The 26408-nt window shown below is 60.6% G+C and carries 22 protein-coding genes; 8 read left to right on the top strand and 14 right to left on the bottom strand.

Features of this window, described 5'->3' with window-relative positions:
* Position 1 precedes the first annotated feature (1 nt).
* Genes AC4PS7_RS23255 through AC4PS7_RS23235 form a run of 5 tightly spaced genes read left to right on the top strand, consistent with a single transcriptional unit; the run spans position 2 to position 5048 of the window.
* Positions 2 to 1750 (top strand): bifunctional alpha/beta hydrolase/class I SAM-dependent methyltransferase, encoded by a 1749-nt coding sequence (locus AC4PS7_RS23255; protein WP_021491446.1) that lies wholly within the window; start codon positions 2 to 4, stop codon positions 1748 to 1750.
* A 2-nt stretch (positions 1751 to 1752) separates the two neighbouring features.
* Positions 1753 to 3051 carry a phosphatase PAP2/dual specificity phosphatase family protein gene (locus AC4PS7_RS23250; protein ID WP_021491445.1) on the top strand — a complete coding sequence of 433 codons (1299 nt, stop codon included), beginning with the start codon at positions 1753 to 1755 and terminating at the stop codon, positions 3049 to 3051.
* Positions 3041 to 3484 carry a hypothetical protein gene (locus AC4PS7_RS23245; RefSeq protein ID WP_010207666.1) on the top strand — a complete coding sequence of 148 codons (444 nt, stop codon included), beginning with the start codon at positions 3041 to 3043 and terminating at the stop codon, positions 3482 to 3484. Before AC4PS7_RS23250 ends, AC4PS7_RS23245 begins: the two co-directional genes overlap by 11 nt.
* A gap of 9 nt (positions 3485 to 3493) precedes the next feature.
* Positions 3494 to 4114 carry a lysophospholipid acyltransferase family protein gene (locus tag AC4PS7_RS23240; RefSeq protein ID WP_021491443.1) on the top strand — a complete coding sequence of 207 codons (621 nt, stop codon included), beginning with the start codon at positions 3494 to 3496 and terminating at the stop codon, positions 4112 to 4114.
* A 1-nt stretch (position 4115) separates the two neighbouring features.
* A complete protein-coding gene (locus tag AC4PS7_RS23235; protein ID WP_010207670.1) occupies positions 4116 to 5048 on the top strand; it encodes a phosphatidate cytidylyltransferase in 933 nt (310 codons plus the stop codon).
* Between the two features lie 22 nt (positions 5049 to 5070).
* Here the strand turns inward: AC4PS7_RS23235 and AC4PS7_RS23230 are convergent, their stop codons facing one another.
* Complete coding sequence (locus tag AC4PS7_RS23230) at positions 5071 to 5544, bottom strand: Lrp/AsnC family transcriptional regulator (protein ID WP_029529034.1); 474 nt, start codon at positions 5542 to 5544, stop codon at positions 5071 to 5073.
* 150 nt (positions 5545 to 5694) lie between these two features.
* Here AC4PS7_RS23230 and AC4PS7_RS23225 point away from each other — a divergent pair, with 150 nt between their 5' ends.
* From AC4PS7_RS23225 to pbpC, 3 genes are all read left to right on the top strand, one after another.
* Positions 5695 to 6324: a LysE family translocator gene (locus tag AC4PS7_RS23225; RefSeq protein WP_029529035.1), complete on the top strand. Its 630-nt coding sequence runs from the start codon at positions 5695 to 5697 to the stop codon at positions 6322 to 6324.
* A 77-nt stretch (positions 6325 to 6401) separates the two neighbouring features.
* Positions 6402 to 12206, top strand: a complete 5805-nt coding sequence (locus tag AC4PS7_RS23220) for an MG2 domain-containing protein (protein WP_492179766.1) — start codon at positions 6402 to 6404, stop codon at positions 12204 to 12206.
* Entirely contained in the window at positions 12187 to 14484 is a 2298-nt protein-coding gene (gene pbpC, locus AC4PS7_RS23215; RefSeq protein ID WP_044288089.1) for a penicillin-binding protein 1C, read from the top strand. The genes AC4PS7_RS23220 and pbpC overlap by 20 nt, the downstream gene beginning before the upstream one ends.
* Positions 14485 to 14520: 36 nt before the next feature.
* Here the strand turns inward: pbpC and AC4PS7_RS23210 are convergent, their stop codons facing one another.
* The 13 genes from AC4PS7_RS23210 to AC4PS7_RS23150 all read right to left on the bottom strand — a co-directional run bounded on the left by AC4PS7_RS23210 (position 14521) and on the right by AC4PS7_RS23150 (position 26379).
* Complete coding sequence (locus AC4PS7_RS23210) at positions 14521 to 14886, bottom strand: avidin-fold protein (RefSeq protein ID WP_021491439.1); 366 nt, start codon at positions 14884 to 14886, stop codon at positions 14521 to 14523.
* A gap of 60 nt (positions 14887 to 14946) precedes the next feature.
* On the bottom strand, positions 14947 to 16779 hold the full coding sequence (gene glmS, locus AC4PS7_RS23205) for a glutamine--fructose-6-phosphate transaminase (isomerizing) (protein WP_492179765.1): 1833 nt from the start codon (positions 16777 to 16779) through the stop codon (positions 14947 to 14949).
* Between the two features lie 10 nt (positions 16780 to 16789).
* Positions 16790 to 17557, bottom strand: coding sequence for a DeoR/GlpR family DNA-binding transcription regulator (locus AC4PS7_RS23200; protein WP_010207681.1), 768 nt, complete (start codon positions 17555 to 17557; stop codon positions 16790 to 16792).
* 228 nt (positions 17558 to 17785) lie between these two features.
* On the bottom strand, positions 17786 to 19153 hold the full coding sequence (gene glmU, locus AC4PS7_RS23195; protein WP_010207682.1) for a bifunctional UDP-N-acetylglucosamine diphosphorylase/glucosamine-1-phosphate N-acetyltransferase GlmU: 1368 nt from the start codon (positions 19151 to 19153) through the stop codon (positions 17786 to 17788).
* Positions 19154 to 19276: 123 nt separating this feature from the next.
* Entirely contained in the window at positions 19277 to 19693 is a 417-nt protein-coding gene (locus tag AC4PS7_RS23190) for a F0F1 ATP synthase subunit epsilon (protein ID WP_003177061.1), read from the bottom strand.
* Positions 19694 to 19737: 44 nt separating this feature from the next.
* Positions 19738 to 21114 carry a F0F1 ATP synthase subunit beta gene (atpD, locus tag AC4PS7_RS23185; protein ID WP_010207684.1) on the bottom strand — a complete coding sequence of 459 codons (1377 nt, stop codon included), beginning with the start codon at positions 21112 to 21114 and terminating at the stop codon, positions 19738 to 19740.
* A gap of 27 nt (positions 21115 to 21141) precedes the next feature.
* Positions 21142 to 22002, bottom strand: a complete 861-nt coding sequence (gene atpG / locus AC4PS7_RS23180; protein WP_010207685.1) for a F0F1 ATP synthase subunit gamma — start codon at positions 22000 to 22002, stop codon at positions 21142 to 21144.
* Between the two features lie 50 nt (positions 22003 to 22052).
* Positions 22053 to 23597, bottom strand: a complete 1545-nt coding sequence (atpA, locus tag AC4PS7_RS23175; protein ID WP_010207686.1) for a F0F1 ATP synthase subunit alpha — start codon at positions 23595 to 23597, stop codon at positions 22053 to 22055.
* A gap of 21 nt (positions 23598 to 23618) precedes the next feature.
* A complete protein-coding gene (locus AC4PS7_RS23170) occupies positions 23619 to 24155 on the bottom strand; it encodes a F0F1 ATP synthase subunit delta (RefSeq protein ID WP_010207689.1) in 537 nt (178 codons plus the stop codon).
* A gap of 12 nt (positions 24156 to 24167) precedes the next feature.
* Positions 24168 to 24638, bottom strand: a complete 471-nt coding sequence (locus tag AC4PS7_RS23165) for a F0F1 ATP synthase subunit B (protein ID WP_008439543.1) — start codon at positions 24636 to 24638, stop codon at positions 24168 to 24170.
* 56 nt (positions 24639 to 24694) lie between these two features.
* Positions 24695 to 24952, bottom strand: coding sequence for a F0F1 ATP synthase subunit C (atpE, locus tag AC4PS7_RS23160; protein ID WP_002555987.1), 258 nt, complete (start codon positions 24950 to 24952; stop codon positions 24695 to 24697).
* A gap of 133 nt (positions 24953 to 25085) precedes the next feature.
* Entirely contained in the window at positions 25086 to 25955 is an 870-nt protein-coding gene (gene atpB, locus AC4PS7_RS23155; protein WP_010207690.1) for a F0F1 ATP synthase subunit A, read from the bottom strand.
* A gap of 16 nt (positions 25956 to 25971) precedes the next feature.
* On the bottom strand, positions 25972 to 26379 hold the full coding sequence (locus AC4PS7_RS23150; RefSeq protein WP_010207692.1) for a F0F1 ATP synthase subunit I: 408 nt from the start codon (positions 26377 to 26379) through the stop codon (positions 25972 to 25974).
* Positions 26380 to 26408: the final 29 nt, after the last annotated feature.

The following is a 26408-nucleotide window of genomic DNA, read 5'->3' as shown; positions in this document are numbered from 1 at the left end:
AATGCGCGAACAGCAACAGCACACCTTCAGCACCCATGACGGCGTCGAGCTTTTCTACCGGCACTGGCCGGCCACGCAGAGCGACAGGCCGCGCCAGGCTATCGTGCTGTTCCATCGCGGCCATGAGCATTCGGGGCGTATCGCCCACCTGGTGGATGAACTGAACCTGCCGCACTTCGACTTTTTCGCGTGGGACGCCCGTGGCCACGGCCAGTCCCCCGGCGAACGCGGTGACAGCCCCAGCTTCGCCACCAGCGCCCGTGATGTGCAGACCTTCTGTGACCACATCGGCACCACCTATGGCATCGAGGAAGAGAACTTCGCGGTCATCGCGCAAAGCGTTGGCGCGGTGATTGCCGCGACTTGGGTGCACGATTACGCGCCGAAAATCCGCGCGCTGGTGCTCGCTTCCCCCGCTTTCAAGGTCAAGCTCTACGTGCCTTTTGCGCGGCCAGGCCTGGCGTTGATGCGCAAGTTCCGTGGCAACTTTTTCGTCAATAGTTACGTCAAGGCCAAGTTCCTCAGCCATGACCCGGAGCGGGTCGCGTCCTATGACAGCGACCCGCTGATCACCAAGGCGATATCGGTCAATGTGCTGCTCGGCCTCTACGAAGCGGCCGACCGGGTTGTCGCCGATGCCCAGGCGATCCAGGTGCCGACGCAGCTGCTGATCTCGGGTTCGGACTTTGTGGTGCACCGCAAGCCCCAGCAGCAATTTTTCGACCGCCTTGGGAGCCTGAAAAAAGAGCTGCACATCCTCCCCGGTTTCTTCCACGACACCCTGGGCGAACGCGACCGCGCCACCGCCGTGAACAGCGCCCGGCGTTTCATCCTGCAAAATTTCGAACACCCGCTGGACCGTGCATCACTGTTGGATGCCGACAAGCTGGGCGCCACCTGTGCCGAGTCCGAAGCCCTCGCCGCCCCCCTGCCGCGCAACTCCTTGCGCGACCTGTACTGGCGCATGACCCGCGCCAGCATGGGCCTGGGCAAGAGCCTGTCGGACGGCGTAAAGCTGGGCTTCGACACCGGCTTCGACTCCGGCAGCACCCTGGACTACGTGTACCGCAATACACCTACCGGCAAGGGCGGGGTGGGGCGGCTGATCGACACCAACTACCTCAACTCCATCGGCTGGCGTGGCATTCGCCAACGCAAGTTGAACGTCGAAGAGCTCCTGCGCCTGGCAATGGCGAAGTTGCGTGGGGAGGGTCGCGAAGTCCGTATCGTGGATATCGCCGCCGGTCATGGCCGCTATATTCTGGAAGCCTTGCAGGGCGTGTCGCCGCTGCCGGAATCGATCCTGCTGCGCGACTACAGCGACATCAACGTGCGCGACGGTGGCGCGCTGATTCGCGAGAAAGGCCTGGGGGACATTGCGCAGTTCGTCAAAGGCGATGCATTCGACCGTTTGGATCTGGCTGCGCTGGAACCCAAGCCGACGCTGGCGGTGGTGTCCGGACTGTATGAGTTGTTTGCCGATAACGGCATGGTTGGCAATTCACTGGCGGGCCTCGCTGAAGCCGTGGAACCTGGTGGCTATCTGGTCTACACCGGCCAGCCATGGCACCCGCAACTGGAGCTGATCGCCCGTGCGCTGACCAGCCACCGCCAGGGGCAGGCCTGGGTCATGCGCCGCCGTAGCCAAGCGGAAATGGATCAGTTGGTGGAAGCTGCCGGTTTCCGCAAGATCACCCAGCGTGTGGATGAATGGGGCATTTTCACCGTGTCCCTGGCACAGAAGATCTGAGCATGCGCGAACCCGGTTTGTTGAAACCCGCGGTCCTGTGGCTGCTGCTGTTGGCGCCGCTGTTCTTCAGCACTTACGGCTTTGCCACGTGGGTGACCAGCCAACGCAGCGACGTCGGCACGCTGGTGTTCGATTGGGAAACCCATATGCCGTTCTGGGCCTGGACCATCGTGCCCTACTGGTCCATCGACCTGCTCTACGGGTTTTCCCTGCTGCTGCCCAACACCCGGCATGAGTTGAAACAGCATGCGCTGCGCTTGCTGAGTGCCCAGGTGATCGCCGTGAGTTGCTTCCTGATCTGGCCGCTGCGCTTCACCTTCGAGCGGCCGGAACTGAATGGCGTGTTCGGCTGGCTGTTTGCCGTGCTGGCGGGGTTCGACAAACCGTTCAACCAGGCGCCTTCGTTGCATATCGCGCTGCTGGTGATCCTGTGGGTCATGTATCAGCGCCACACCCAGGGGTTATGGCGCTGGCTGGTGCATGGCTGGTTCGCGTTGATCGGCATTTCGGTGCTGACCACTTATCAACATCACTTTATCGACTTACCCACAGGCGCCCTCGCCGGTTGGCTGTGTGTGTGGTTGTGGCCGGTGGAACATCCAAGCCCATTGCTGAATGCACGGCTTACCCGGGATTCGAAGCGCTGGCGCTTGGGTCTGCGCTACGGCCTGGGGGCGTTGGCACTGGCAGTACTCGCATTTTCCCTGGGCGGCGGCTGGTTATGGCTGCTCTGGCCGGCGGTGTCCCTGGGCCTGATCAAGGTGAATTACCTAGTGCTCGGCGCGTCGGGCTTTCAGAAACGCACCGATGGCCGGCTCACACCCGCGGCGCGTTGGCTGTATGCACCTTACCTGGCCGGGGCGTGGATAAATTCGCGCCTGTGGACACGCAAACACCCACAGCCGGACCTGATTGTGGATAACGTGTGGCTTGGACGGATTCCCAGTGCGAAAGAGCAGGATTCATTCAACGCCATCGTCGACCTCTGTGCCGAGTTGCCAATTAATCCACAGGGTCGCGCGTATCAAAGCATCCCCGTGCTGGACCTGATCGCTCCGACACCCACCGAATGCCAGCAAGCCGCCGAGGCCATCGAGCGTCTGCGTTCAAGCGGCCCGGTGCTGGTGTGCTGCGCCCTTGGCTACTCACGCAGCGCCACCGCGGTCGCCGCCTGGCTGCTGCACAGCGGGCGCGCCGCCACGGTGGACCAGGCGCTGGCTATTATTCGTACAGCGCGGGCCCATGTGGTCCTGCATCCTGCTCATCGTCAAGCGTTGGAGGGTTTGCCCCATGCCCGCTGATATGGAACTCCAGGTGGTCGCCAGCCTGCTGCGCCGTGGCCGTTCACTGGATCAGTTATCCACAGGCCTGACCGTGGCCGGTGTGTTATTTGGCCTCGCCCAGTTGCTGATGGCGAGTATTTCAACCATCTGCCTGCTGCTCAGCCTGTGGATGATTATCCTGGGGCTGCTGCAAAAATACTGGGCGTTGCGCGTGGCCTTCGACGCCGACCTGTTCACCCTGCTGGCCCGCGACATCGACCGCACCCCGGACCTTGACCAGGCCCTGCAAACCCTTGGCCTGCAATCGGCCAAGCGCATTGGCCGGCCCTGGACCGAACGCCGTCGCGGCGCCCTTAAACTGTTGCGCAAACAAGCCTGGCTACTGGGCGCGCAAGCGCTGCTGACCCTGGGCGTGATCCTCGCCAGCCCTTGGCTGCCTTTCGCCGGATAAGGAATTCCCATGTTCGAACCCGTGGTCGCCACGCTGATTACCTCCATGGCCCGCACTGTCACCGGTGCCCGCAGCCTGTGGCTGGGGTGCGCGCCGGTGCCGGTGCAACGCATCTACTTCGCCAACCACAGCAGCCACGGTGATTTCGTGTTGCTGTGGGCCTCGTTGCCGCAGAACCTGCGCAAATTCACGCGCCCGGTGGCCGGCAGCGATTACTGGAATAAAAGCGCCTTGCGTCGCTACATCATCAACCGGGTGTTCAACGGCGTGCTGATCGACCGCGAACGCAAGGACCCTGTGGATAACCCACTGCAGCCCATGCTGTCCGCGCTCGAAGGCGGCGACTCCTTGATCATCTTCCCGGAAGGCACGCGCAACCTCGAAGACGGTTTGCTGCCGTTCAAAAGTGGCTTGTATCACTTGGCGAAAAGTTACCCACAGGCCGAATTGATCCCCGTGTGGATCGCCAACCTAAATCGGGTCATGCCCAAGGGCCGCGTACTGCCGCTGCCCCTGCTGTGCACCACCAGCTTCGGCGCGCCGCTGCAATTGGAAGAAGGCGAAGAAAAAACGCTGTTCCTCGCCCGCACCCGCGACGCCCTGCTCGCCCTTGCCCCGGAGCATGTCTGACATGGATAGCCAAACCCTGATGTTGTTCGGCGGCATCGGCGCGATCCTGGTGCTCGCCTCGCTGATCGGCCTGATCCTCAAGCTACGCACCCGTGGCAGCCCAAACGCCGTCATCGACAACCTCAACGCCCGCATCAACGCCTGGTGGGTCATGGTGGTAGTCATCGGCATCGCCTTCTGGCTCGGCACCGGCGCGGTGATCCTGCTGTTCTACGCGGTGTCCTTCTACGCCCTGCGTGAATTCCTCACCCTTACGCCCACCCGCCGCAGCGACTACCCGGCGCTGGTCGCCGCGTTCTACCTGGCGCTGCCGCTGCAATACCTGCTGATCTATTCAGACTGGTACGGGCTGTTCTCGATCTTCATCCCGGTGTACGTGTTCCTGCTGCTGCCGATCCTCGCTTCGCTGGGTGGCGACAGCACGCACTTCCTGGAACGCGCGTCGAAGGTGCAATGGGGCCTGATGATCGCGGTGTTCTGCGTGTCTTTCGTACCCGCCCTGCTCACCCTCGACATTCCCGGCTACGAAGGCCGCAACCTGCTGCTGATTGCCTACCTGGTGATCGTGGTGCAACTGTCGGACGTATTGCAGTACGTGTGTGGGAAGTTGTTCGGCAAACACAAGATCGCGCCCAACCTGTCGCCGTCGAAAACCGTGGAAGGCTTTGTCGGCGGGATCCTGTTGTCGTCCCTGATCGGCGCGGCACTGTGGTGGACTACGCCATTCAACCCGTGGCAGTCGTTCTTGATTGCGCTGCTGATCAACCTGCTCGGCTTTGCCGGCGGCATCGTGATGTCAGCGATCAAACGCGACCGGGGCGTGAAAGACTGGGGCCATATGATCGAAGGGCACGGCGGGATGTTGGATCGGTTGGATTCGGTGTGCTTCGCCGCCCCCATCTTCTTCCACCTCGTGCGCTACTGGTGGACCTGACGCTCCTACAGGGGCTCAGACATCAACCTGGCAAATGCCCCAGCGGCAAAGCGCCTGGGGTTTTCACGGTCTGGATCGCGAAGTTGCTGCGGATGTCCCTCACCCCCGGCAGTTTCAACAGGCTGCCCGTGACAAATCGCTCGTAGCCGCGCAGATCCGGCACCACCACCTGCAACAGAAAGTCCGATTCCCCCGACACCAGGAACGCCGAGATCACCTCGGGCAAGGCCATCACCGCTTCGCGAAAGGCGTTGGCCTCGGTGTCGTTGTGCCGCTCCACCTTCACGCCAACGAACACCATCATCCCCAGGCCCACTTCGTCACGGTCCAGCGTGGCCTGGTAACCCCGAATCACACCGGCTTCTTCCAGCAGACGCACGCGCCGCAGGCAGGGTGAGGCAGACAGGCCGATCTCATCCGCCAGTTGCACATTGCTCAGGCGGCCGTCGCGTTGCAGGGCTTCGAGAATCTTGCGGTCAAACGCATCGAGTTTCAGGTTTGGCATAAGTGAATGGCCGATCAAGTTATCAGTGGCAGAGAATGCCAAGACTAGACGCTTTTGTGGCTGACTACGCAAGCACCTGCCCCACCCTTCAGCCCTAGAATTGGCCAACACACTAGGGGGTGAGACATGGCGGAACTTTACATGGCGGAACTTTGGTTGTTTTTGGTGGCGCTGTCGGTGGCGTACCTGTTGCCCGGGCCGGACATGATCCTGCTGCTGCAGACCGGAGCCCGCCAGGGCAAAGCCCTGGCGCTGACCACGGCGATTGGCTTGGGACTGGCCCGCGCCTGCCATGTGGCCTTGGCGGGCATGGGGCTGGCGACCTTGTTCAAGGTGGCGCCGTGGACCTTTGATGTCGTGCGCCTGGGTGGCGCGGCCTATCTGTTGTGGCTTGGTATTCAATGCCTGCGCGCGTCTATGCTGCCGCCTCTGGATATGGCAAACACCCCGCTGGCAGCCCATGCTTGGCGTGCAGCGTTTCAACGCGGCTTGCTGACCAACCTGCTCAACCCCAAGGCGCTGCTGTTCTGCTCGGTACTGCTGCCGCAATTCATCAACCCCCAAGCCGGCCCGGTGGCGGCGCAGTTTGCGTTACTGGGCGTGATCCTGGTGGCCGTCGGTTTCGTGTTCGACTGTTGCTACGCACTGACCGGCGCGCGCATCGGCCAGTGGCTGGCGCGCAATCGCTCGGCGCAGCGTATGCAGCAGTGGTTATTCGGCAGTCTTTTGATCGGTTTTGCGGTGCGTCTCACTTTTGTACAACACGCCTAGCGGCGCAGCGTATCGGCGTCATCTTTTGTGTCAAAGAGGCGTGTAAGATACGCCGCACTTAGCCAGGGATGCTCACCATGTTCGATTCGTTCAAAGCGATCAGCCGCCGTGTTGTCGGTGCGTTATTGACTGTGGTGGGGGCCGTCTTTGGTCAATGGCATCCGCCGTTCTGGTTGCGTGCCATCGGCCGTGGGCTGGCGAACCTGGGCAACAAGGCGCGCGCTTATCCGCGCCAAACCGGTGCCGGCTTATTGGGTCTGGTGTTGCTGGCGGCCGCCGGCTTCTACGGCTGGCACTGGTATTCCAACCTGCCGCAGCCGCATACCGCGAGCTATTCGCTGCACAAACCGAACCTCACCGACTACACCCAGCAAACCCCGCTTGTGGATAACTTGCAGGTGCGCTTCAGCGAATCCGTGGCGCCGCTGTCGGCCATCGGCAAGCCGGTTACCGAGGGCATCACCCTCAAACCAGCGGTTGCGGGCACCTGGCGCTGGGCAGATGACCGCAGCCTGTTGTTCGTACCGGAAAAAGACTGGCCCATCGACGCCCATTACACCTTGGACATGGCGAAGAAAGACCTGTTGGCCGATGGCGTGTTACTGGACCAATACAGCACGCAGTTTTCCACCCAACCGTTTCGCGCCACCCTGGCACAAAACGAGCTGTACCAGGACCCGTCCAACCCGACGCTGAAACAGCTGGTGGCGACCTTCCATTTTTCCCACCCGGTGGATGAAGACAACCTACGCAAGCGCGTCACGGTAACCCTCGGCAAAGGCCTGGCCTACCGCGACGCCCAATTGCCCAACCGCCCGGAAATCACCTTCGACGAGAAAAAACTCAACGCCTACGTACGCTCCGCCGCCCTGGCCACGCCACTTGAAAGCACGCCGGTCAGCGCCAAGCTCGACGAAGGTATCAAGGCCCGCGACGGTGGCAACGCCAGCACCGCGCCGCTGGTGGCGGAAGTCACCGTGCCCGGTCGCTATCGCCTGACCTTTACCGGCGCCGAAGTGAGTTTTGTCGACAACGCGCGTGGTGAACCAGAGCCGGTGTTGATGTTCAGCAGCTCCAACGCTGTAGCCGACGACACCATCGCCGGTAAGGTCCAGGCCTGGCTGTTGCCGGAAAAAGCCCAGGACGACACGCGCCCCTACAGCAGCAACGACATCGACGACGCCCTGCTCGCCCGCAGCAGCAAGGTTAACCTGACCCACGTGCCGAGCGTCGAACCGCTGAATACCCTGCACGCCTTCAAATTCAAGGCCCCGGCGGGTCGCGCCGTGTATGTACGCGTACCCGCCAACCTGGAAGCCATCGGCGGCTACCTGGCGAAGAATCCTACGGCGTCGCTGATCAGCATGCCCGCGTACCCGCGCACCCTGCAGTTCCTGTCTGAAGGCGCCTTGCTCAGCCTCAACGGTGAAAAACGCCTGGGCTTCATGGCCCGTGGTGTGCCTGGCGCCCATGTGGAAATCGCCCGCCTGCTGCCCAACCAGTTGCAACACTTGGTGGACCAGAGCAGCGGCAGCTTTGCCCGGCCGAACTTCGGCAACGAATACTTCGACCGCATGGTTGAGCGTCAATCGCTGGACATCCCGCTGTCGTCCAATGACCCCGCGAAAACCGTCTACGACAATGTGGACCTCAGCCACTACCTCACGGCCAATGGCGGGCGCCGCGGCATTTTCGTGCTCAAGCTGAGCCCCCAGGATGATCCGGCCCAGCGCACCTTCGAATACGACCGCGGCAGCACCAGCGACCTGCGTTTTATCGTGGTGACGGACCTGGGCATCATCGCCAAGCGTTCCAGCGATGGCAGCCACGATGTGTATGTGCAGTCCATCGGCAATGGTTCGCCCGTCGCCGACGCGCAAGTCGACATCATCGGCCGCAACGGTTTGCCGGTGAGCAGCGGCCACACTGACGGCGAAGGCCACGCGCATTTCGCCAAGCTGGATGAACTGCGCCGTGAGAAAACGCCGCTGATGTATGTAGTCACTCGCGGCAATGACCAGTCGTTCCTGCCGATCGCCCGTCAGTCCCAGCAACTGGATCTGTCGCGATTCGATGTAGGCGGTTTGGAAGAAGACGGTGCGATCGATCGCCTCAGCGCCTACCTGTTTACCGACCGCGGCCTGTACCGGCCTGGGGAAACCGCGCATCTGGGCATGATCGTGCGCAGCGGCAATTGGAAAGGCGCCCTGCAAGGCTTGCCGGTGGAACTGCAAATCACCGACCCGCGCGGACTGGAAGTGATTCGCCAGCCGTTGAAGCTGTCCGCCAGCGGTTTTGAAACCTTTGATTTCCCCAGCAGCGAAGTCGCCCCCGCCGGGGAATACACCGCGACCTTGCAGTTGATCGGCCAAAAGCAGACCCGCACCGACCTGGGCAGCGTGAGCTTCAAGGTCCGCGACTTCGAGCCGGACCGCATGAAGGTCAGCCTGAGCCTGCATGACACACCTGTTCAGGGTTGGATTCCACCGGACCAGGTGGTGGCCAAGGTCACCGCCATGCACCTGTTCGGCGCTCCGGCATCAGGGCGTCGTGTCACCGCGAAGATGTCCCTGAGCCCGACGCTCGCGGCGTTTGACCGTTACCCGGATTACCGTTTCCGCCTCAACGACTCCCTGGAAGACGCCACCACTGAAGACCTGGCGGAAACCACCGTCGACGACAACGGCCAGGCCGTGCTCGACCTCAACCTGCAACGCTTCGCCAACAGCACCTACCGCCTGCAGGTAATGACCCAGGTGTTCGAGGCCGAAGGCGGCCGTAATGTGGCGGCGCAAAGTGCCTTGCTGGTGTCGTCCGCACCTTATCTGGTCGGTGTGAAAAGTCAGGACTCGCTGTCGTACGTCGCCAAGGATGCGCCGCGCCAGGTTCAATGGCTGGCCGTCGCGCCGGACCTTTCGCCACTGGCGGTGGACGGCCTGACCAGCGAAGTGGTCGAGCACCGTTATGTGTCGGTGCTGGTGAAACAGTCCAACGGCGCCTACAAGTACGAGTCGCGCATCAAGAACATCAGCCAACCCGCCTCACCGCTGGTGATGACGAAAGAAGGCGCCAAGCAAACGTTAAACACGTCAACGCCGGGCGATTTCACCCTGCAGTTAAAGGACGCCAACGGCAACCTGCTCAACCAGGTCGACTACAGCGTGGCCGGGCACGGCAACACATCGCGCTCCCTGGAACGCAACGCCGAGCTGCAACTGCGTCTGGATAAACCCAGCTACGCCACCGGTGATGAGATCGCCATCAGCATTCGTGCCCCGTATACCGGTGCCGGCTTGATCACCATCGAACGCGACAAGGTCTACACCCAGCAGTGGTTCAAGGCCGACAGCACCAACAGCGTGCAACACATCCGCGTACCGGCAGGGCTTGAGGGCAATGCCTACGTCAACGTGCAGTTTGTGCGCGACATGGGCTCGGCCGAGGTGTACATGAGCCCCCTGTCCTACGGCGTGGTGCCGTTCAGCATCAACCTGGATGCGCGGCGCATGGCATTGAAGGTTGAAGGCCCGGCGAAGATCGAGCCGGGGCAGACGCTGGATATCAAGGTTAACGCTGACCGTCCGGGCCGCGCAGTGGTTTACGCGGTAGACGAAGGCATTCTGCAAGTGGCGCGTTACCAGACGCCGGACCCGTTGGGCTTCTTCTTCCAGAAGCGTGCGCTGGAGGTAGGCACCAGTCAGATCCTTGACCTGATCCTGCCGGAATTCAGCCGTTTGCTCAGTGGGGCAGCGCCCGGTGGCGATACGGAAGGCGCCCTGGCCAATCACCTCAACCCGTTCAAACGCAAACATCAGCCGCCGGTGGCTTGGTGGTCTGGACTGGTCGATCTACCCGCCGGCGAAACCGTGCTGCATTATCAGGTGCCGGACAGCTTCAACGGTAAGTTGCACCTGTTTGCGGTGGCGGTGGACACCGACAGTGTGGGTGTCAGCGAAACCAATACCGAAGTACGCGGCCCGATCGTGATCACGCCAAACGTGCCTGCCTTTGTGGCACCGGGGGATGTGTTCAACGTCAGCGCCGGGGTGTTCAGCAACCTCGACTCCACGGCGGATGTGAAGTTTGAACTGCAGACCAGCGATGGCCTGAAGGTACAGGGCGACAAGGGCAGCACCCTGTCCCTGCAACCGCGCAAGGAAGGCACCGCCGAGTTCAAGATCAAGGTCGGCGAAACCCTGGGTTCGGCGGACTTGCGTTTTGTCGCAGTGCTGCCGGACGGCAAACGTATCCAGGTGGCCGAAACCACCTCGATTCGCCCACTGAGCGAGCATCGCGTCGCCCTGAGCCTGGGCCGCTTCGACAGCGCCAGCAAAGAGCTCAAGCCCACCCGCGAGCTGTTCAGCCAACTGCGTGACGTACAACTGGGCGTGGCGGCGTCGCCGCTGGTGTGGGCCAACGGCCTTAAGCATTACCTGGACGACTACGGCTACGCCTGCACCGAGCAGCTGGTGTCCAAGGCCATGCCGGCGTTGATCTGGGGCGGTAACGCGCCGGAAGCCGAACAAGCCTTCGGCAGTGCGGTACGCATGCTGCGCCAGCGCCAGAACCAGGCCGGTGGCTTCGGTTTATGGGCGGCAAACCCGGACGTGGCGCCGTACGCCAGCCTGTACGCCACCGACTTCCTGATCGAAGCCAGGGAGCGCGGCTTGCCGGTGCCGGAAGACCTGCTGGTGCGTTCGAATGCCTATCTGACGGACCTGGCCAATGGCCCGAGCGAAGGCCTGTCGGAATTGCGCAACCGCGCCTACGCCAGTTACCTGCTGAGCCGTCAGGGGATTCTGGTAAGCGGCGCATTGAGCGATATCCGCGAGCGCTACGAAAACTACTTCAAGGACAGTTGGCAGAACGACTTGGGCGCCGCCTACCTGGCGGCCAGCTATAAACTGCTCAAACAGGATCGCCAGGCTGACACGCTGTTCCGCAAAATCCCTTGGCGCTCACTTGTGGATAAGTGGGACAGCGACGGCCTCTACTACGACCCACTGGTGCACGATGCCGAACACTTGCACCTGCTGGCGCGGCATTTCCCAGAGCTGATGGACGATGTACCTACAGCGCTGCTGGATAAACTCGGTAAGCGCCTCAACGAGCAGCGTTACAACTCGCTGTCGGCGGCCCTGCTGCTGCGCGCCCTGGACAATTACGGCCAACGTGCGCAAAGCGACATGACCCTCAAGGCCACGGCCTGGCTGGGGGACAAACAGCAGCAATTGCTGGAGATGACCGGGCAACCGCCGCGCGCCGCTGTGCCGGGCGCTACGCAGAAGCTGGTGATGGAAAAATCCGACGGCCCGGCAGCGTTCTACATGCTCAGCGAAGCCGGTTTCGACAAGGGCGCCAAGCTCAAGCCGATCAACAATGGCCTGGAGATCATCCACGAATACCTCGACCTCAAGGGAGAGCCGGTGAGCACGGTCGCGGTAGGCGATGAGTTCCTGGTGCGCCTGCGTCTGCGCGCGATCGACCGTGACCAGGTGCAGCAAGTGGCGGTGGTCGACCTGCTGCCCGGTGGCGTCGAGCCTGTGTATAACTTGCCGCCGGAGCCAGAAGCCGTCAGCAGCGAGGACGGTGAAGGCGAAGCGTCCGAGTACGTGGAAGAGGACAGCCAGGAAGAAGAAAGCTGGCAAGCACCTATCGGCGAAACCGAGCTGAGCAACTGGCAGCCGGAGTACGTGGACGTACGTGATGATCGAGTGGTGTTGTACGGCACCGCACTGCGCGATGTAGGCACCTTCGTCTACCGCGTGCGTGCCACCAACGCCGGCACCTTCAACACGCCACCGGCCTACGCCGAAGGCATGTACGAAACCACCCTGCAAGGGCGCGGTAAAGTAGGCCAGCTTGAAATCACCCAGCCTTAAGCGCCTGACGCCGCTGCTCGCAGCGGCGGTGATGCTGGCGGGGTTGCGGCTGTGGCCCCATGTCCCGCTGGAGCAAGCAGTCACGTCATCACGCGTGGTGTTGGCCGATGACGGCTCGCTGCTGCGCATGACGTTGGCCGATGACGGGCAATACCGACTTTGGCTACCGCTGGAGCGGATATCGCCTTCACTGGTCGAAGCCTTGCTGCTCAAGGAAGACCGCAACTTCTACTGGCACCCGGGGATCAACCCCCCGGCATTGGTGCGCGCGGCTGTGGCCACCTACAGCGGTGGCCAGCGCCAGGGCGGCTCGACCTTGAGCATGCAACTGGCACGGCGCCTGTGGGACTTGAACACCCGACAGGTGCCGGGCAAGTTGCAGCAGATGGCCTTGGCGCTGTGGCTGGAGGCGCGCTACAGCAAGCACGACATCCTTGAGGCCTACCTGAACCTCGCGCCCATGGGCGGCAATATCGAAGGCGCCGAGGCGGCCAGCCGGATCTACTTTGGCAAGTCGGCGGCGCAGCTGTCGCTGTCCGAAGCACTGGCGCTGGCGGTGATTCCGCAGCAGCCGGGGCGACGCGCGCGCTTCGGGCCGTCGCTGCAACATGCGCGGCAGCGCTTGATGGCCGACTGGCGCGAGACGTATCCACAAGACCCACGTAACGACAGTTTGCTGGACTTGCCTCTGGAGGCGCGCAACCGCCAGCAGATTCCGTTCCTGGCGCCGCATTTGAGTGAACAACTGCTGGCGTCCCAGCCTGGCAATGAGCTGAACAGCACCCTCAACCTACCACTGCAACACTTGCTCGAACGCCTGATCAGCGGCTTCATCGCCGAGCGTCGCAGCACGGGTGTGGAAAACGCCACGGCGATCCTGATCGACAGCCGCGACCAGAGCGTCAAGGCGCTGGTGGGATCGGCGGATTACTTATCCACACGCCTTCACGGCCAGGTCAATGGCGTGCTGTCGCGGCGCTCGCCGGGCTCGACACTCAAGCCGTTCCTGTATGGGCTGGCGCTGGACCAAGGGGTGATTCACCCCATGAGTATCCTCAAGGACCTGCCGAGTAACTTCGGCTACTTCCAGCCGGAAAATTTCGACGGCAGTTTTGTCGGGCCGCTGACCGCGCGGGATGCCCTGATCCGTAGTCGCAACATCCCGGCGGTGTGGCTTGCCAGCCAAGTCAAGTCGCCTTCCTTGTATGGATTGCTGCAACGCGCCGGGATAAAAGGCCTGCGTGACGAAAGCCATTACGGCCTGGCCCTGGCCCTCGGTGGGGGTGAAATGACCCCGGAGGAACTGGCGCGACTGTATGTGATGCTGGCCGGTGACGGGCACCTGCGGCCATTGCGCTATCTGCAGGAACAACCGCAATCCACCGGCGCGCAACTGCTCACGCCCCAGGCGGCGTTCATGGTGCGCGACATGCTGCGCCGAAACCCACGCCCGGATGGCCTGCCCGGCCGCCATTGGCGCACCGCCTGGAAAACCGGCACGTCCTGGGGGTTTCACGATGCGTGGAGTGCGGGATTGGTGGGTCCCTACGTGCTGGTGGTGTGGGTGGGCAACTTCGATGGCCGGCCGAACCCTGCATTCATCGGCGCCAAGACCGCCGCGCCGTTGTTCTTCCGCATCGCCGACGCCCTGCCCCTGGCGTTGCCCAACGTGGTGATCAAAGCCGACAAACCGCCTGCCGGCTTAGTGCGCATCGACGTCTGCGCGGCGTCCGGCGAGTTGCCCAACCGCTGGTGCCCGCAGACCCGCAAGACCTGGTACATCCCCGGTGTGTCGCCGATTCGCGTGTCCAACCTGCACCGCCCCGTGCTGATCGACACCCGCACCGGCAAGGCCGCCTGCCCACCGTTCGACGCACACTACACGCGCGAAGAAGTCTTCGAATTCTGGCCCAGTGACGTGCAACGCTTGTACCGCGCCGCCGGCCTTCCACGGCGTACCCCGCCAAACGTAATGAAAAACTGCCAGCCCAACCGCCTCAGTGACCAGAGCGAAGCCCCGCAGATTCGTTCACCGCTGACCCAGGTGAGCTATCAATTGCGCCTGTCCCAGCCCCAGGAAAGCATCCCGCTGAATGCCAACGCCGCCAGCGACGCTGCCACACTGTACTGGTTTGCTGATCAAACTTTGATCGGCCAGGGTCCGCCGCACACCACGCTGAACTGGCGCCCGGGAAAGTCGGGGGAGTATCGGTTGCGAGTCAGTGATGATCAGGGGCGCAGCGCGAGTCGCGGGTTGAAGGTGGAGTTTGTGCCCTGATCAGGCTGCTTATTGCGCAGCACCGACACGCGCTGGTTAACGGGAGACACACTCCACGTAACCGGACTCTCCACCGCCCATGGCCCCCGACAACCAGCCCCATTCAAAAGCCAGCGTCGTCAGACCCGCGTGATCAATGCCTACCGTGCCACGCGACCAACCGGACAGCAGCTCACCCTCCAGCGTCAGGCACTGAAACAGCAATTCGATAGTGTCCGGGCCTGTCACTCGTCCCACTTGCGTGCCCAGGCGAATCCGCCCGCCCTGGTAAGTGCCAGAGATGGCATCACCTTCGACAAGGTAATGAAATACCGTGCCCGAACCGGACAGCCCCTGGGCATTGTTGGCGACGGTGAACCGGCGGTTGTTCAAACGCTGGTGGATCTGGGAGGGGGGTTGCATCGAGGGCGCGTCCTTTCGCGGGAGCCTGGAGACCCGGGCGGGCCTCCAGGAGGGGGCGTGTTACTCCACCGTCACCGACTTAGCCAGGTTGCGCGGCTGGTCGACGTCAGTGCCTTTCAACACAGCGACGTAGTACGACAGCAACTGCAGCGGAATGGTGTAGAGGATCGGCGACAGGGTGTCGTTGATATGCGGCATGTTGATGACGTGAGTGCCTTCACCATTGGTCATGCCGGCTTTTTCATCGGCGAACACCACCAGTTGGCCGCCACGGGCGCGGACTTCCTGCAAGTTGGACTTGAGCTTTTCCAGCAGTTCGTTGTTCGGCGCCACGGTGACCACCGGCATGTCGTCATCCACCAGGGCCAGTGGGCCGTGCTTGAGTTCGCCGGCCGGGTAGGCTTCGGCGTGGATGTACGAGATTTCCTTGAGCTTGAGCGAACCTTCCATGGCCACCGGGTATTGCGCGCCACGACCGAGGAACAGGGTGTGGTTCTTGTCGGCGAACAGCTCGGCGACTTTTTCCACGGTGCTGTCCATGGCCAACGCTTCACCGAGACGGGCTGGCAGGCGGCGCAGTTCTTCGACCAGCGTGGCTTCGACGCCTTCGGCCAGGGTGCCACGCACTTGACCCAGAGACAGGGTCAGCAGCAACAGGCCAACCAACTGGGTGGTGAAGGCTTTGGTGGACGCCACGCCGATTTCGCGACCGGCCTGGGTCAGCAGGGTCAGGTCGGATTCACGCACCAGGGAGCTGATGCTGACGTTACAGATCGCCAGGCTGGCCAGGAACCCCAACTCCTTGGCATTGCGCAGGGCGGCCAGGGTGTCGGCGGTTTCGCCGGACTGCGAGATGGTCACGAACAGGGTGTCGGGCTGCACCACCACCTTGCGGTAGCGGAACTCGCTGGCGACTTCCACCTGGCAAGGGATGCCGGCGAGTTCTTCCAGCCAATAACGGGCAACCATGCCGGCGTGGTAACTGGTGCCACAGGCAACGATCTGCACGTTGCGCACTTTGGCGAACAGCTCGGCGGCTTGTGGACCAAAGGCGTTGACCAGCACTTGGTTCTGGCTCAGGCGACCTTCCAGGGTGCGTTGCACCACGGACGGTTGCTCGTGGATTTCCTTGAGCATGAAGTGGCGGAACTCGCCCTTATCGGCAGCTTCGGCGCCGTCGCGGTATTGCACGGCTTCGCGCTCGACGGACTGGCCGTTTACATCCCAGATCTGCACGCTTTCACGGCGAATGTCGGCGATATCGCCTTCTTCCAGGTACATGAAGCGGTCGGTGACCTGGCGCAGGGCCAGTTGGTCGGAGGCGAGGAAGTTTTCGCCCAGCCCCAGGCCGATCACCAGCGGGCTGCCACTGCGAGCAGCAACCACGCGGTCCGGTTGGCTGGCGCTGACCACGGCCAGGCCGTAGGCGCCGTGTAGCTCTTTAACGGTGGCCTTGAGGGCGACGGTCAGGTCGCCCAGGTCCTTGAGCTTGTGGTTGAGCAGGTGGGCGATGACTTCGGTGTCGGTGTCCGAGGTGAACACGTAGCCCTGGCCCTTGAGTTGTTCACGCAACACTTCGTGGTTTTCAATGATGCCGTTGTGGACCACCGCCAGGTCGCCCGAGAAATGCGGGTGGGCGTTGCGTTCGCAGGGTGCACCGTGGGTCGCCCAACGGGTGTGGGCGATGCCCAGACGGCCGACCAGCGGCTCACAGTTCAAGGCTTGCTCCAACTCGCTGACCTTGCCCGGACGGCGCATGCGCTCCAGCTTGCCGGCGTTGGTGAAGACCGCCACACCGGCGCTGTCATAGCCGCGGTATTCCAGGCGCTTGAGGCCTTCGATCAAAATCGGGGTGATGTTGCGTTCAGCGACTGCGCCTACGATGCCACACATGATGTTTCTCCTAGATGATTGCCGCGCATATCAGCGTAATGCCGCGGGCTTGGATCTGGTCGCGGGCCTCAAGCGGCAGGCGATCATCGGTGATAAGGGTATGGACGCTGCTCCACGGCAGTTCCAGGTTGGGAATCTTGCGGCCGATCTTGTCGGATTCGACCATCACCACCACTTCACGAGCGACCTCGGCCATGACGCGGCTCAGGCCCAGCAATTCGTTGAAGGTGGTGGTACCCCGTTGCAGATCGATGCCGTCGGCGCCGATAAACAGCTGGTCAAAGTCATAGGAACGCAGCACTTGCTCGGCGACCTGGCCCTGGAACGAGTCCGAATGCGGGTCCCAGGTGCCACCGGTCATCAATAGCACTGGCTCATGCTCCAGTTCGCTTAACGCGCGGGCGACGTGGAGGGAGTTGGTCATCACCACCAGGCCGGGCTGGTGGCCCAACTCGGGGATCATGGCGGCGGTGGTGCTGCCGCTGTCGATGATGATGCGCGCGTGTTCGCGCAGGCGCATGACGGCAGCACGGGCAATGGCGCGCTTGTACACCGAGATGGGCTGGGTGGCGTCGCCCACCAGTTCCTGGGGCATGGTGATCGCGCCACCGTAGCGGCGCAGCAACAGGCCATTGCTTTCGAGGGCGGCCAGGTCCTTGCGGATCGTGACTTCCGAAGTTTCGAAACGCTTGGCCAACTCGTCCACGCTGACTTCGCCCTGTTCATTCAGCAAGGTCAGGATGTTGTGGCGTCGCTGGGGGGTATTTCGTTTCGACATGGTAACGGTAAGTTTCGTTTCGAAAGATAACGAAGGCAATCAAAACCTATTGTCGAAAGGTCGTCAAGAGGGCGAGGACATTTTTTATTTACCCGCACACGAATGTGGGAGCGGGCTTGCTCGCGAATGCGTGGGTCCAGTCGCCACTTCCGGTGACTGGCACTTCGCATTCGCGAGCAAGCCCGCTCCCACAGGGGGTTACTTATCGCTGTCGAGAATGTGGATAAGTCAGGTCTTCTTGATTTTGACCGGGCGTTTCCAGCCGTCGATGTTGCGTTGACGGGCGCGGGCTACTGCCAGTTGGGACTTATCCACATCCTGGTTGATGGTTGAGCCTGCGGCGGTGGTGGCGCCATCGTCGAGGGTAACCGGGGCGACCAGCGAATTATTGGAACCGATAAACACGTCCGCACCAATGGTGGTCTGGTGTTTATTGGCGCCATCGTAGTTGCACGTGATGGTGCCGGCGCCGATGTTGGTTCGCGCGCCGACGGTAGCATCACCCAGGTAGGTCAGGTGACCGACTTTGGCTTCGGCATCCAACTTGGCGTTTTTCAGTTCAACAAAGTTACCCACATGGGCCTTGGCTCCCAGCACGCTACCTGGACGCAGCCGCGCAAACGGGCCGGCGTCGCTGCCCTCGCCCATCACCGCACCGTCTATGTGGCTGTTGGCCTTGATCACCACGCCCTTACGCAGGGTACTGTCCTTGATCACGCAGTTAGGACCAATTACCACGTCGTCTTCGATGACCACACGGCCTTCGAGGATCACGTTGATATCGATCAGCACGTCGCGGCCGACGGTCACTTCCCCGCGCACATCGAAACGCGCCGGGTCACGCAGGGTCACACCCTGGGCCATCAGGCGGCGGCCTTCGCGCAGTTGATAGTGACGCTCCAGCTCGGCCAGTTGCTTGCGGTCGTTGGCGCCCTGCACTTCCATCGGGTCGTGGGGCTGTTCGGTCGCAACCAGCAGGCCATCGCTTACGGCCATTTCGATGACGTCGGTGAGGTAGTACTCGCCCTGGGCGTTGTTGTTGGACAGGCGGCTCATCCAGTCGCCGAGCTTATCGGCTGGGACAGCCAGGATCCCGGTGTTGCCCTCGGTGATCGCACGCTGGGCTTCGCTAGCGTCTTTGTGCTCAACGATGGCGGCTACCTTGCCATCGGCGTTGCGCACGATACGTCCGTAGCCGGTGGGATCATCCAGTTCAACGGTCAGCAGGCCCATCTGGCCAGGCACTACGTGCTTGAGCAGGCGTTGCAGGGTTTCCACTTCAATCAGCGGCACGTCGCCGTAGAGGATCAGCACGGTGTCGGCGGTGATGAACGGCACGGCTTGGGCGGTGGCGTGGCCGGTGCCCAGCTGCTTGTCTTGCAATACGAAATTCAGATCATCCGCGGCGAGGCGTTCACGCACCGCATCGGCACCGTGCCCGATTACGACGTGAATGCGCTGTGGGTCGAGCTGCCGGGCACTGTGGATAACATGGCCCAGCATGGAATTACCGGCAACCGGGTGCAGCACCTTGGGCAAGGCCGAACGCATACGGGTGCCCTGGCCTGCGGCGAGAATGACGATTTCAAGAGACATGAGTGGCTACCAATCCTAGGCGGTCCGGCTTCAGACCAAAGAAGTGTTTTGCAAAAAAAGAAAAAGGGTAGCCGAGGCTACCCTTTTTAATCAATCGCGCTTGAAGCATGACGGCATGGCCGCTTACTTCTTGCGGATCTGCTGGAGCGTGCGCAGCTGAGCTGCAGCCTCGGCCAGACGTACAGCAGCAGCGCTGTAGTCGAAGTCCGCACCCTTTTCGTTCAGGGCCTTCTCAGCAGCCTTGACGGCTTCCTGAGCGGAGGCTTCATCCAGGTCGCCAGCACGTTGCACGGTGTCGGCAAGTACCTTGACCATGTTCGGCTGAACCTCGAGGAAACCACCGGAGATGTAAAACACCTCCTTTTCCCCGCCTTGCTTGGTCAGAGTGATCGGACCTGGCTTCAAGCTGGTGATCAACGGCGCGTGACCCATGGCAATACCAAGGTCACCGAGTTCGCCGTGTGCAATCACCATCTCTACCAGACCGGAGAAGATTTCCCCTTCCGCGCTGACGATATCGCAATGGACTGTCATAGCCATCTGATTGCCTCAACCTGATGAGCGCCCGTTTCCGGGCGCCTGGATTACAGTTTCTTGGCTTTCTCGATCGCTTCTTCGATGCCGCCGACCATGTAGAACGCTTGTTCTGGCAGGTGGTCGTAGTCACCGTTGAGGATGCCTTTGAAGCCAGCAATGGTGTCTTTCAGGGAAACGTATTTACCCGAGGCACCGGTGAAGACTTCAGCCACGAAGAACGGCTGCGACAAGAAACGCTGGATCTTACGAGCACGGTTTACCAACTGCTTGTCGGCTTCCGACAGCTCGTCCATACCCAGGATCGCAATGATGTCCTTCAGTTCTTTGTAACGCTGCAGCACGTACTGAACGCCGCGAGCGGTGTCGTAGTGCTCCTGGCCGATCACGTTCGGGTCCAGCTGGCGCGAAGTCGAGTCGAGTGGATCGACCGCTGGGTAGATACCCAGGGAAGCGATGTCACGGGACAGAACGACGGTGGCGTCCAAGTGGGCGAAGGTGGTCGCTGGCGACGGGTCGGTCAAGTCATCCGCAGGTACGTATACCGCTTGGATCGAAGTGATCGAACCTTCCTTGGTCGAAGTGATACGTTCTTGCAGAACGCCCATCTCTTCAGCCAGGGTCGGCTGGTAACCTACTGCGGAAGGCATACGGCCCAGCAGTGCGGATACTTCAGTACCGGCCAGGGTGTAACGATAGATGTTGTCGACGAACAGCAGAACGTCGTTACCTTCGTCACGGAACTTCTCGGCCATGGTCAGGCCAGTCAGTGCTACGCGCAGACGGTTACCCGGCGGCTCGTTCATCTGACCGTAAACCAGTGCCACTTTGTCCAGAACGTTGGAGTCCTTCATCTCGTGGTAGAAGTCGTTACCCTCACGGGTACGCTCACCCACACCGGCGAACACGGAATAACCGCTGTGCTCGATGGCGATGTTACGGATCAGTTCCATCATGTTTACGGTCTTGCCTACACCGGCACCACCGAACAGACCGACTTTACCGCCTTTGGCGAACGGGCAAACCAGGTCGATAACCTTGATGCCGGTTTCCAGCAGGTCGTTGCCGCCAGCTTGTTCCGCGAACGAAGGTGCTGGACGGTGAATGCCCCAACGCTCTTCGGTGTCGATCGGACCAGCTTCGTCAATCGGGTTGCCCAGTACGTCCATGATCCGGCCCAGGGTCGCTTTACCGACCGGTACGGAGATGGCTGCGCCAGAGTCGACAACGTCCAGACCGCGCTTCAAGCCTTCGGTGGAACCCATCGCAATGGTACGAACTACGCCGTCGCCCAGCTGCTGCTGAACTTCCAGAGTAGTGTCCGCGCCTTGTACTTTCAGCGCGTTGTAGATGCTCGGTACGCTGTCGCGTGGAAATTCCACGTCGATAACGGCGCCGATGATTTGAACGATACGTCCGCTACTCATAGCTGGATCCTCTGAATATTTGAACCGTTAAACCGCGGCAGCGCCGCCGACGATTTCCGAGATCTCTTGGGTGATCGCAGCCTGACGCGCCTTGTTGTAGATCAGCTGCAAATCGCTGATCAGATCACCGGCGTTATCGGTAGCGTTTTTCATCGCGATCATCCGCGCCGCTTGTTCAGCTGCGTTGTTCTCGACCACCGCCTGGTACACCTGCGACTCCACGTAGCGCACCATCAAGCCGTCAAGCAGCTCTTTGGCGTCTGGTTCGTAGAGGTAGTCCCAGTGGTGCTTGAGTTCCTGATCCGGAGTCGCCACCAGTGGAATCAATTGCTCCACGGTTGGCTGCTGGGTCATGGTGTTGATGAACTTGTTGGATACCACGGAGAGGCGATCAATCCGGCCTTCCAGGTACGCATCCAGCATCACCTTCACGCTGCCGATCAAATCATTGATCGACGGCTCTTCACCCAGGTGGCTGATAGCTGCTACGACGTTACCGCCGAAGTTGCGGAAAAAGGCCGCACCCTTGCTACCAACAACACACAGATCGATCTCGACGCCTTTTTCGCGGTTTACCGCCATGTCCTTGACCAGGGCCTTGAACAGGTTGGTATTCAAACCACCGCACAAACCACGGTCACTGCTCACAACCACATAACCCACACGCTTAACTTCGCGGTCGATCATGAATGGGTGGCGGTATTCCGGGTTGGCGTTGGCCAGATGCCCAATTACCTGGCGGATACGCTCCGCATAAGGACGGCTAGCAGCCATGCGCATTTGTGCCTTGCGCATTTTGCTGACCGCCACTTTTTCCATGGCGCTGGTAATTTTTTGCGTGCTTTTGATGCTCGCAATCTTACTGCGAATCTCTTTTGCGCCTGCCATGTAACACCTATCAGGTTAGCAAGCGGGAGCCTTGCGGCTCCCGCTGCGGCTTACCAGGTTTGGGTGGCCTTGAACTTCTCGATACCGGCTTTCAGGCCAGCGTCGATTTCGTCATTGAAGTCACCCTTCACGTTGATCTTGGCCAACAAGTCGGCGTGATCGCGGTTGAAGTAAGCAATCAGCGCTTGTTCAAAGCTGCCGACCTTGGCGATTTCGACGTCAGTCAGGAACCCACGCTCAGCGGCATACAGCGACAACGCCATGTCAGCGATCGACATTGGGGCGTATTGCTTCTGCTTCATCAGCTCGGTAACGCGCTGACCATGCTCAAGTTGCTTACGGGTCGCTTCGTCCAGGTCAGAAGCGAACTGGGCGAATGCCGCCAGTTCACGGTACTGAGCCAGAGCGGTACGGATACCACCGGAGAGCTTCTTGATGATCTTGGTCTGAGCGGCACCACCCACACGGGATACCGAAACACCGGCGTTCACTGCAGGGCGGATGCCCGAGTTGAACATGGCCGATTCCAGGAAGATCTGACCGTCGGTGATGGAAATCACGTTGGTCGGAACGAACGCGGAAACGTCGCCAGCCTGGGTTTCGATGATCGGCAGTGCGGTCAGGGAACCGGTTTTGCCGGTCACTGCGCCGTTGGTGAACTTCTCTACGTACTCTTCCGAAACGCGGGATGCGCGCTCCAGCAGACGGGAGTGGAGATAGAACACGTCGCCTGGGTAAGCTTCACGGCCTGGTGGACGGCGCAGCAGCAGGGAAATCTGGCGGTAAGCCACTGCTTGCTTGGACAGATCGTCATAAACGATCAGCGCGTCTTCACCGCGGTCGCGGAAGAATTCACCCATGGTGCAACCGGCATACGGTGCCAGGTATTGCAGTGCAGGCGATTCCGAAGCACTGGCAGCCACGATGATCGTGTTTTTCAGTGCGCCGTTCTCTTCCAGCTTGCGAACCACGTTGGCGATGGTCGATTGCTTCTGACCGATGGCTACGTAGACGCAGAAAATGCCGCTGTCTTTCTGGTTGATGATCGCGTCGATCGCCAGAGCGGTTTTACCGATCTGACGGTCACCGATGATCAGCTCACGCTGGCCACGGCCGACAGGGATCATGGCATCGACAGCCTTGTAGCCAGTCTGTACAGGCTGGTCTACCGACTTACGCCAGATCACGCCTGGAGCAACTTTCTCGACCGCGTCGGTCTCGGTGTTGCCCAGTGGACCTTTGCCGTCAACAGGGTTACCCAGTGCGTCGACTACGCGACCCAGCAGTTCCTTACCAACCGGAACCTCCAGGATGCGGCCGGTGCACTTGGCGCTCATGCCTTCAGCCAGAGACTGGTAAGCGCCCAGGATAACGGCACCTACGGAGTCTTGCTCCAGGTTGAGGGCCATACCGAAGACGCCGCCCGGAAACTCGATCATCTCGCCGGACATTACGTCGGCCAGACCGTGAATCCGCACAATACCGTCAGATACGCTGACGACAGTGCCTTCGTTACGGGCTTGGGAGGTCACATCGAGCTTGTCGATGCGGCCCTTGATAATTTCACTTATTTCGGAAGGATTGAGTTGCTGCATTGCTCTGCTGCCCCTTCAAACTCAAGATTTCAATGCTTCGGCAAGATTCGCGAGTTTGCCGCGAATCGAGCCATCGATAACCAGGTCGCCGGCGCGAATGACAATGCCCCCAATGAGGGACTTGTCTTCCGCAACTTGCAGGCGCACTTCCCGGTCGAGTCGTGCACTGAGAACCTTGGCGAGTTTGTCTTGCTGTTCTTGGTTCAATGCAAAAGCACTGGTCACTTCAACGTCTACCGACTTCTCTTGCTCGGCCTTGTACAGGTCGAACAGAGCGGCAATCTCCGGCAGAAGCAGGAGACGGTCGTTTTCGGCAACGACGTGGATGAAGTTCTGCACTTTCACATCAAACTTGTCGCCGCACACTTCAATAAAAGTGGCGGCCTTGTCTGCGCTCGTCAGTCGCGGGGCCTTGAGCACGCGCTGCATTGTGTCGTCTTGCGACACTGCTGCAGCCAGGCCGAGCATGGCTGACCAAGAGGCCAGCTGCTGGTGGGCCTGGGCGTGCTCGAAGGCTGCCTTAGCGTAAGGTCGGGCCAACGTGGTCAATTCTGCCATGATCGCCCTCGCTTAAATTTCAGCAGCCAGTTTGTTTACCAGCTCCGCGTGCGCGTTTTGATCGATTGTGGCACCCAGGATCTTCTCAGCACCGCCGACGGCCAGAGCACCCAGTTGGGCACGCAGCGCATCTTTGACACCGTTCAGTTCCTGCTCGATCTCGGCCTGAGCCTGAACCTTCACACGGTCAGCGTCGATACGGGCTTTTTCAACAGCCTCTTCAACAATCTGGTTACCGCGTTTCTTGGCTTGCTCAATGATTTCGGCTGCTTGAGCTTTCGCTTCGCGCAGTTGTTGACCCGCTTTATCTTGGGCCAACTCCAGGTCGCGAGCTGCTCGTGCTGCAGCGTCCAGCCCATCCGCGATCTTCTTCTGACGTTCGTGCAGAGCTGCGATGACCGGAGGCCATACGAACTTCATGCAGAAAACGACAAAAATCAAGAACGCTAAGGACTGACCAATAATGGTTGCATTAATGTTCACGCCAATACCTCGCTCATTCGTTGCACAACACACCAATCACTCGAAAAAACGAGTGATTAACCGGCGAGTTGACCAACGAAAGGGTTCGCGAAGGTGAAGAACAGAGCGATACCAACACCGATCATGGTCACGGCGTCGAGCAGGCCGGCGACGATGAACATTTTAACTTGCAGCATTGGAACCATTTCTGGCTGACGCGCTGCGCCTTCCAGGAACTTGCCGCCCAGCAGGCCGAAACCAATGGCAGTACCCAGGGCGCCCAGGCCGATCAACAGTGCAACAGCGATAGCGGTTAGACCAACTACAGTTTCCATCTTTCCTCCCGACTTTTACGTCGTATGGTTTAGGTTTTTTAGATTTTAAAGCGGTAAAACAAATCGTTTCATAGCCCTGGTGGGCCACCTTCCCGTTTGACCGGGAAGGACATCAGACTAGTCGAGACTGGTCTTAATGGTTCTCTTCGTGCGCCATCGACAGGTAGACGATGGTCAGCATCATGAAGATGAAGGCCTGCAGGGTGATGATCAGGATGTGGAACACAGCCCACGCCCACTGCAGGACAATGCCCAGGCCGCTAAGCCAGAGCAGGCCGCTGCCGAACATCACAGCGATCAGAATGAACACCAACTCGCCGGCATACATGTTGCCGAACAGTCGCAGGGCCAGGGAAATCGGCTTGGCGACCAGGGTCACGAATTCCAGCAGGAAGTTCACCGGGATCAGCAGGGCTTGAACGAAAATGTTCTTGCTGCCGAACGGGTGCAGGGTCAGTTCGCCAATAAAGCCGCCAATGCCCTTGATCTTGATGCTGTAGAAAATGATCAACGCGAATACCGACAGGGCCATGCCCAGGGTAGCGTTAGGGTCAGTGGTCGATACGGCACGGAATGGAATGTGTGGGTCGCCGCTGATCGCCATGGCCAACTGAGGAATCCAGTCAACCGGGATCAGGTCGACGGCGTTCATCAGGAACACCCAGACGAAGATGGTCAGTGCCAGCGGTGCGATCACCGGGCTACGGCCATGGAAGCTGTCTTTCACGCTGCCATCGACGAATTCGACCAGTACTTCAACGAAGTTCTGCAAAGCACCTGGCTGACCGGAAGTCGCCTTCTTTGCCGCCATGCGGAAAATGAAGACGAAAATCAGACCCAATGCGACCGACCAGCCCAGAGTATCCAGGTGGAAAGCCCAGAAGCCCATTTCTTTGGCCTCTGCTGCGGAGTGGGCAAAGCCCCAGCCGCCATTAGGAAGCTGACCGAAGGTCAGGTTCTGCAAGTGGTGCTGGATATAGCCCGAAGCGGTTGTTTCTGCCATGGTTGCCTCAAACGCCCTAAGGTTTCGAAAGTCTTGTTTTCATTAGCAGGGGAGCGAACCAGCTGACCAGTTGGGTCAACACGAAGACGCCGAATACAGCCAGCGGCGCCAATGGCTTCACACCTGCAAAGGTCAGTGCAAACAGCACTGCCGTCAAAATCAGTTTCCCCGCCTCGCCGGCATAAAATGACCGGACGATAGCCTGGGCTGCTCGGGCGCCGGAAAACCGAAAGGCCCTGTGAGCAAAATACATATTGGGCAGCAAGGCTATCAGGCCTCCGCAGAGTCCTGAATATCCGGCAACGACTCCATGCCCGTACCAAAGCGCCAATGCGGCGATCAGCAAAATGACAAATTGAGCCAATAAAACCGGAAAAACGGCCAAGCGACGGAACGGCAACGTGTTTGGCGTGCGGGTTTCCATCACTCTTGCTCCTCAATGGTCGGCTGCCG

This window comes from Pseudomonas sp. DW-iso3 (assembly GCF_058725305.1).
The sequence above is the reverse complement of the archived record's forward strand: the minus strand, read 5'-3'. Positions and strand labels throughout refer to the sequence as shown.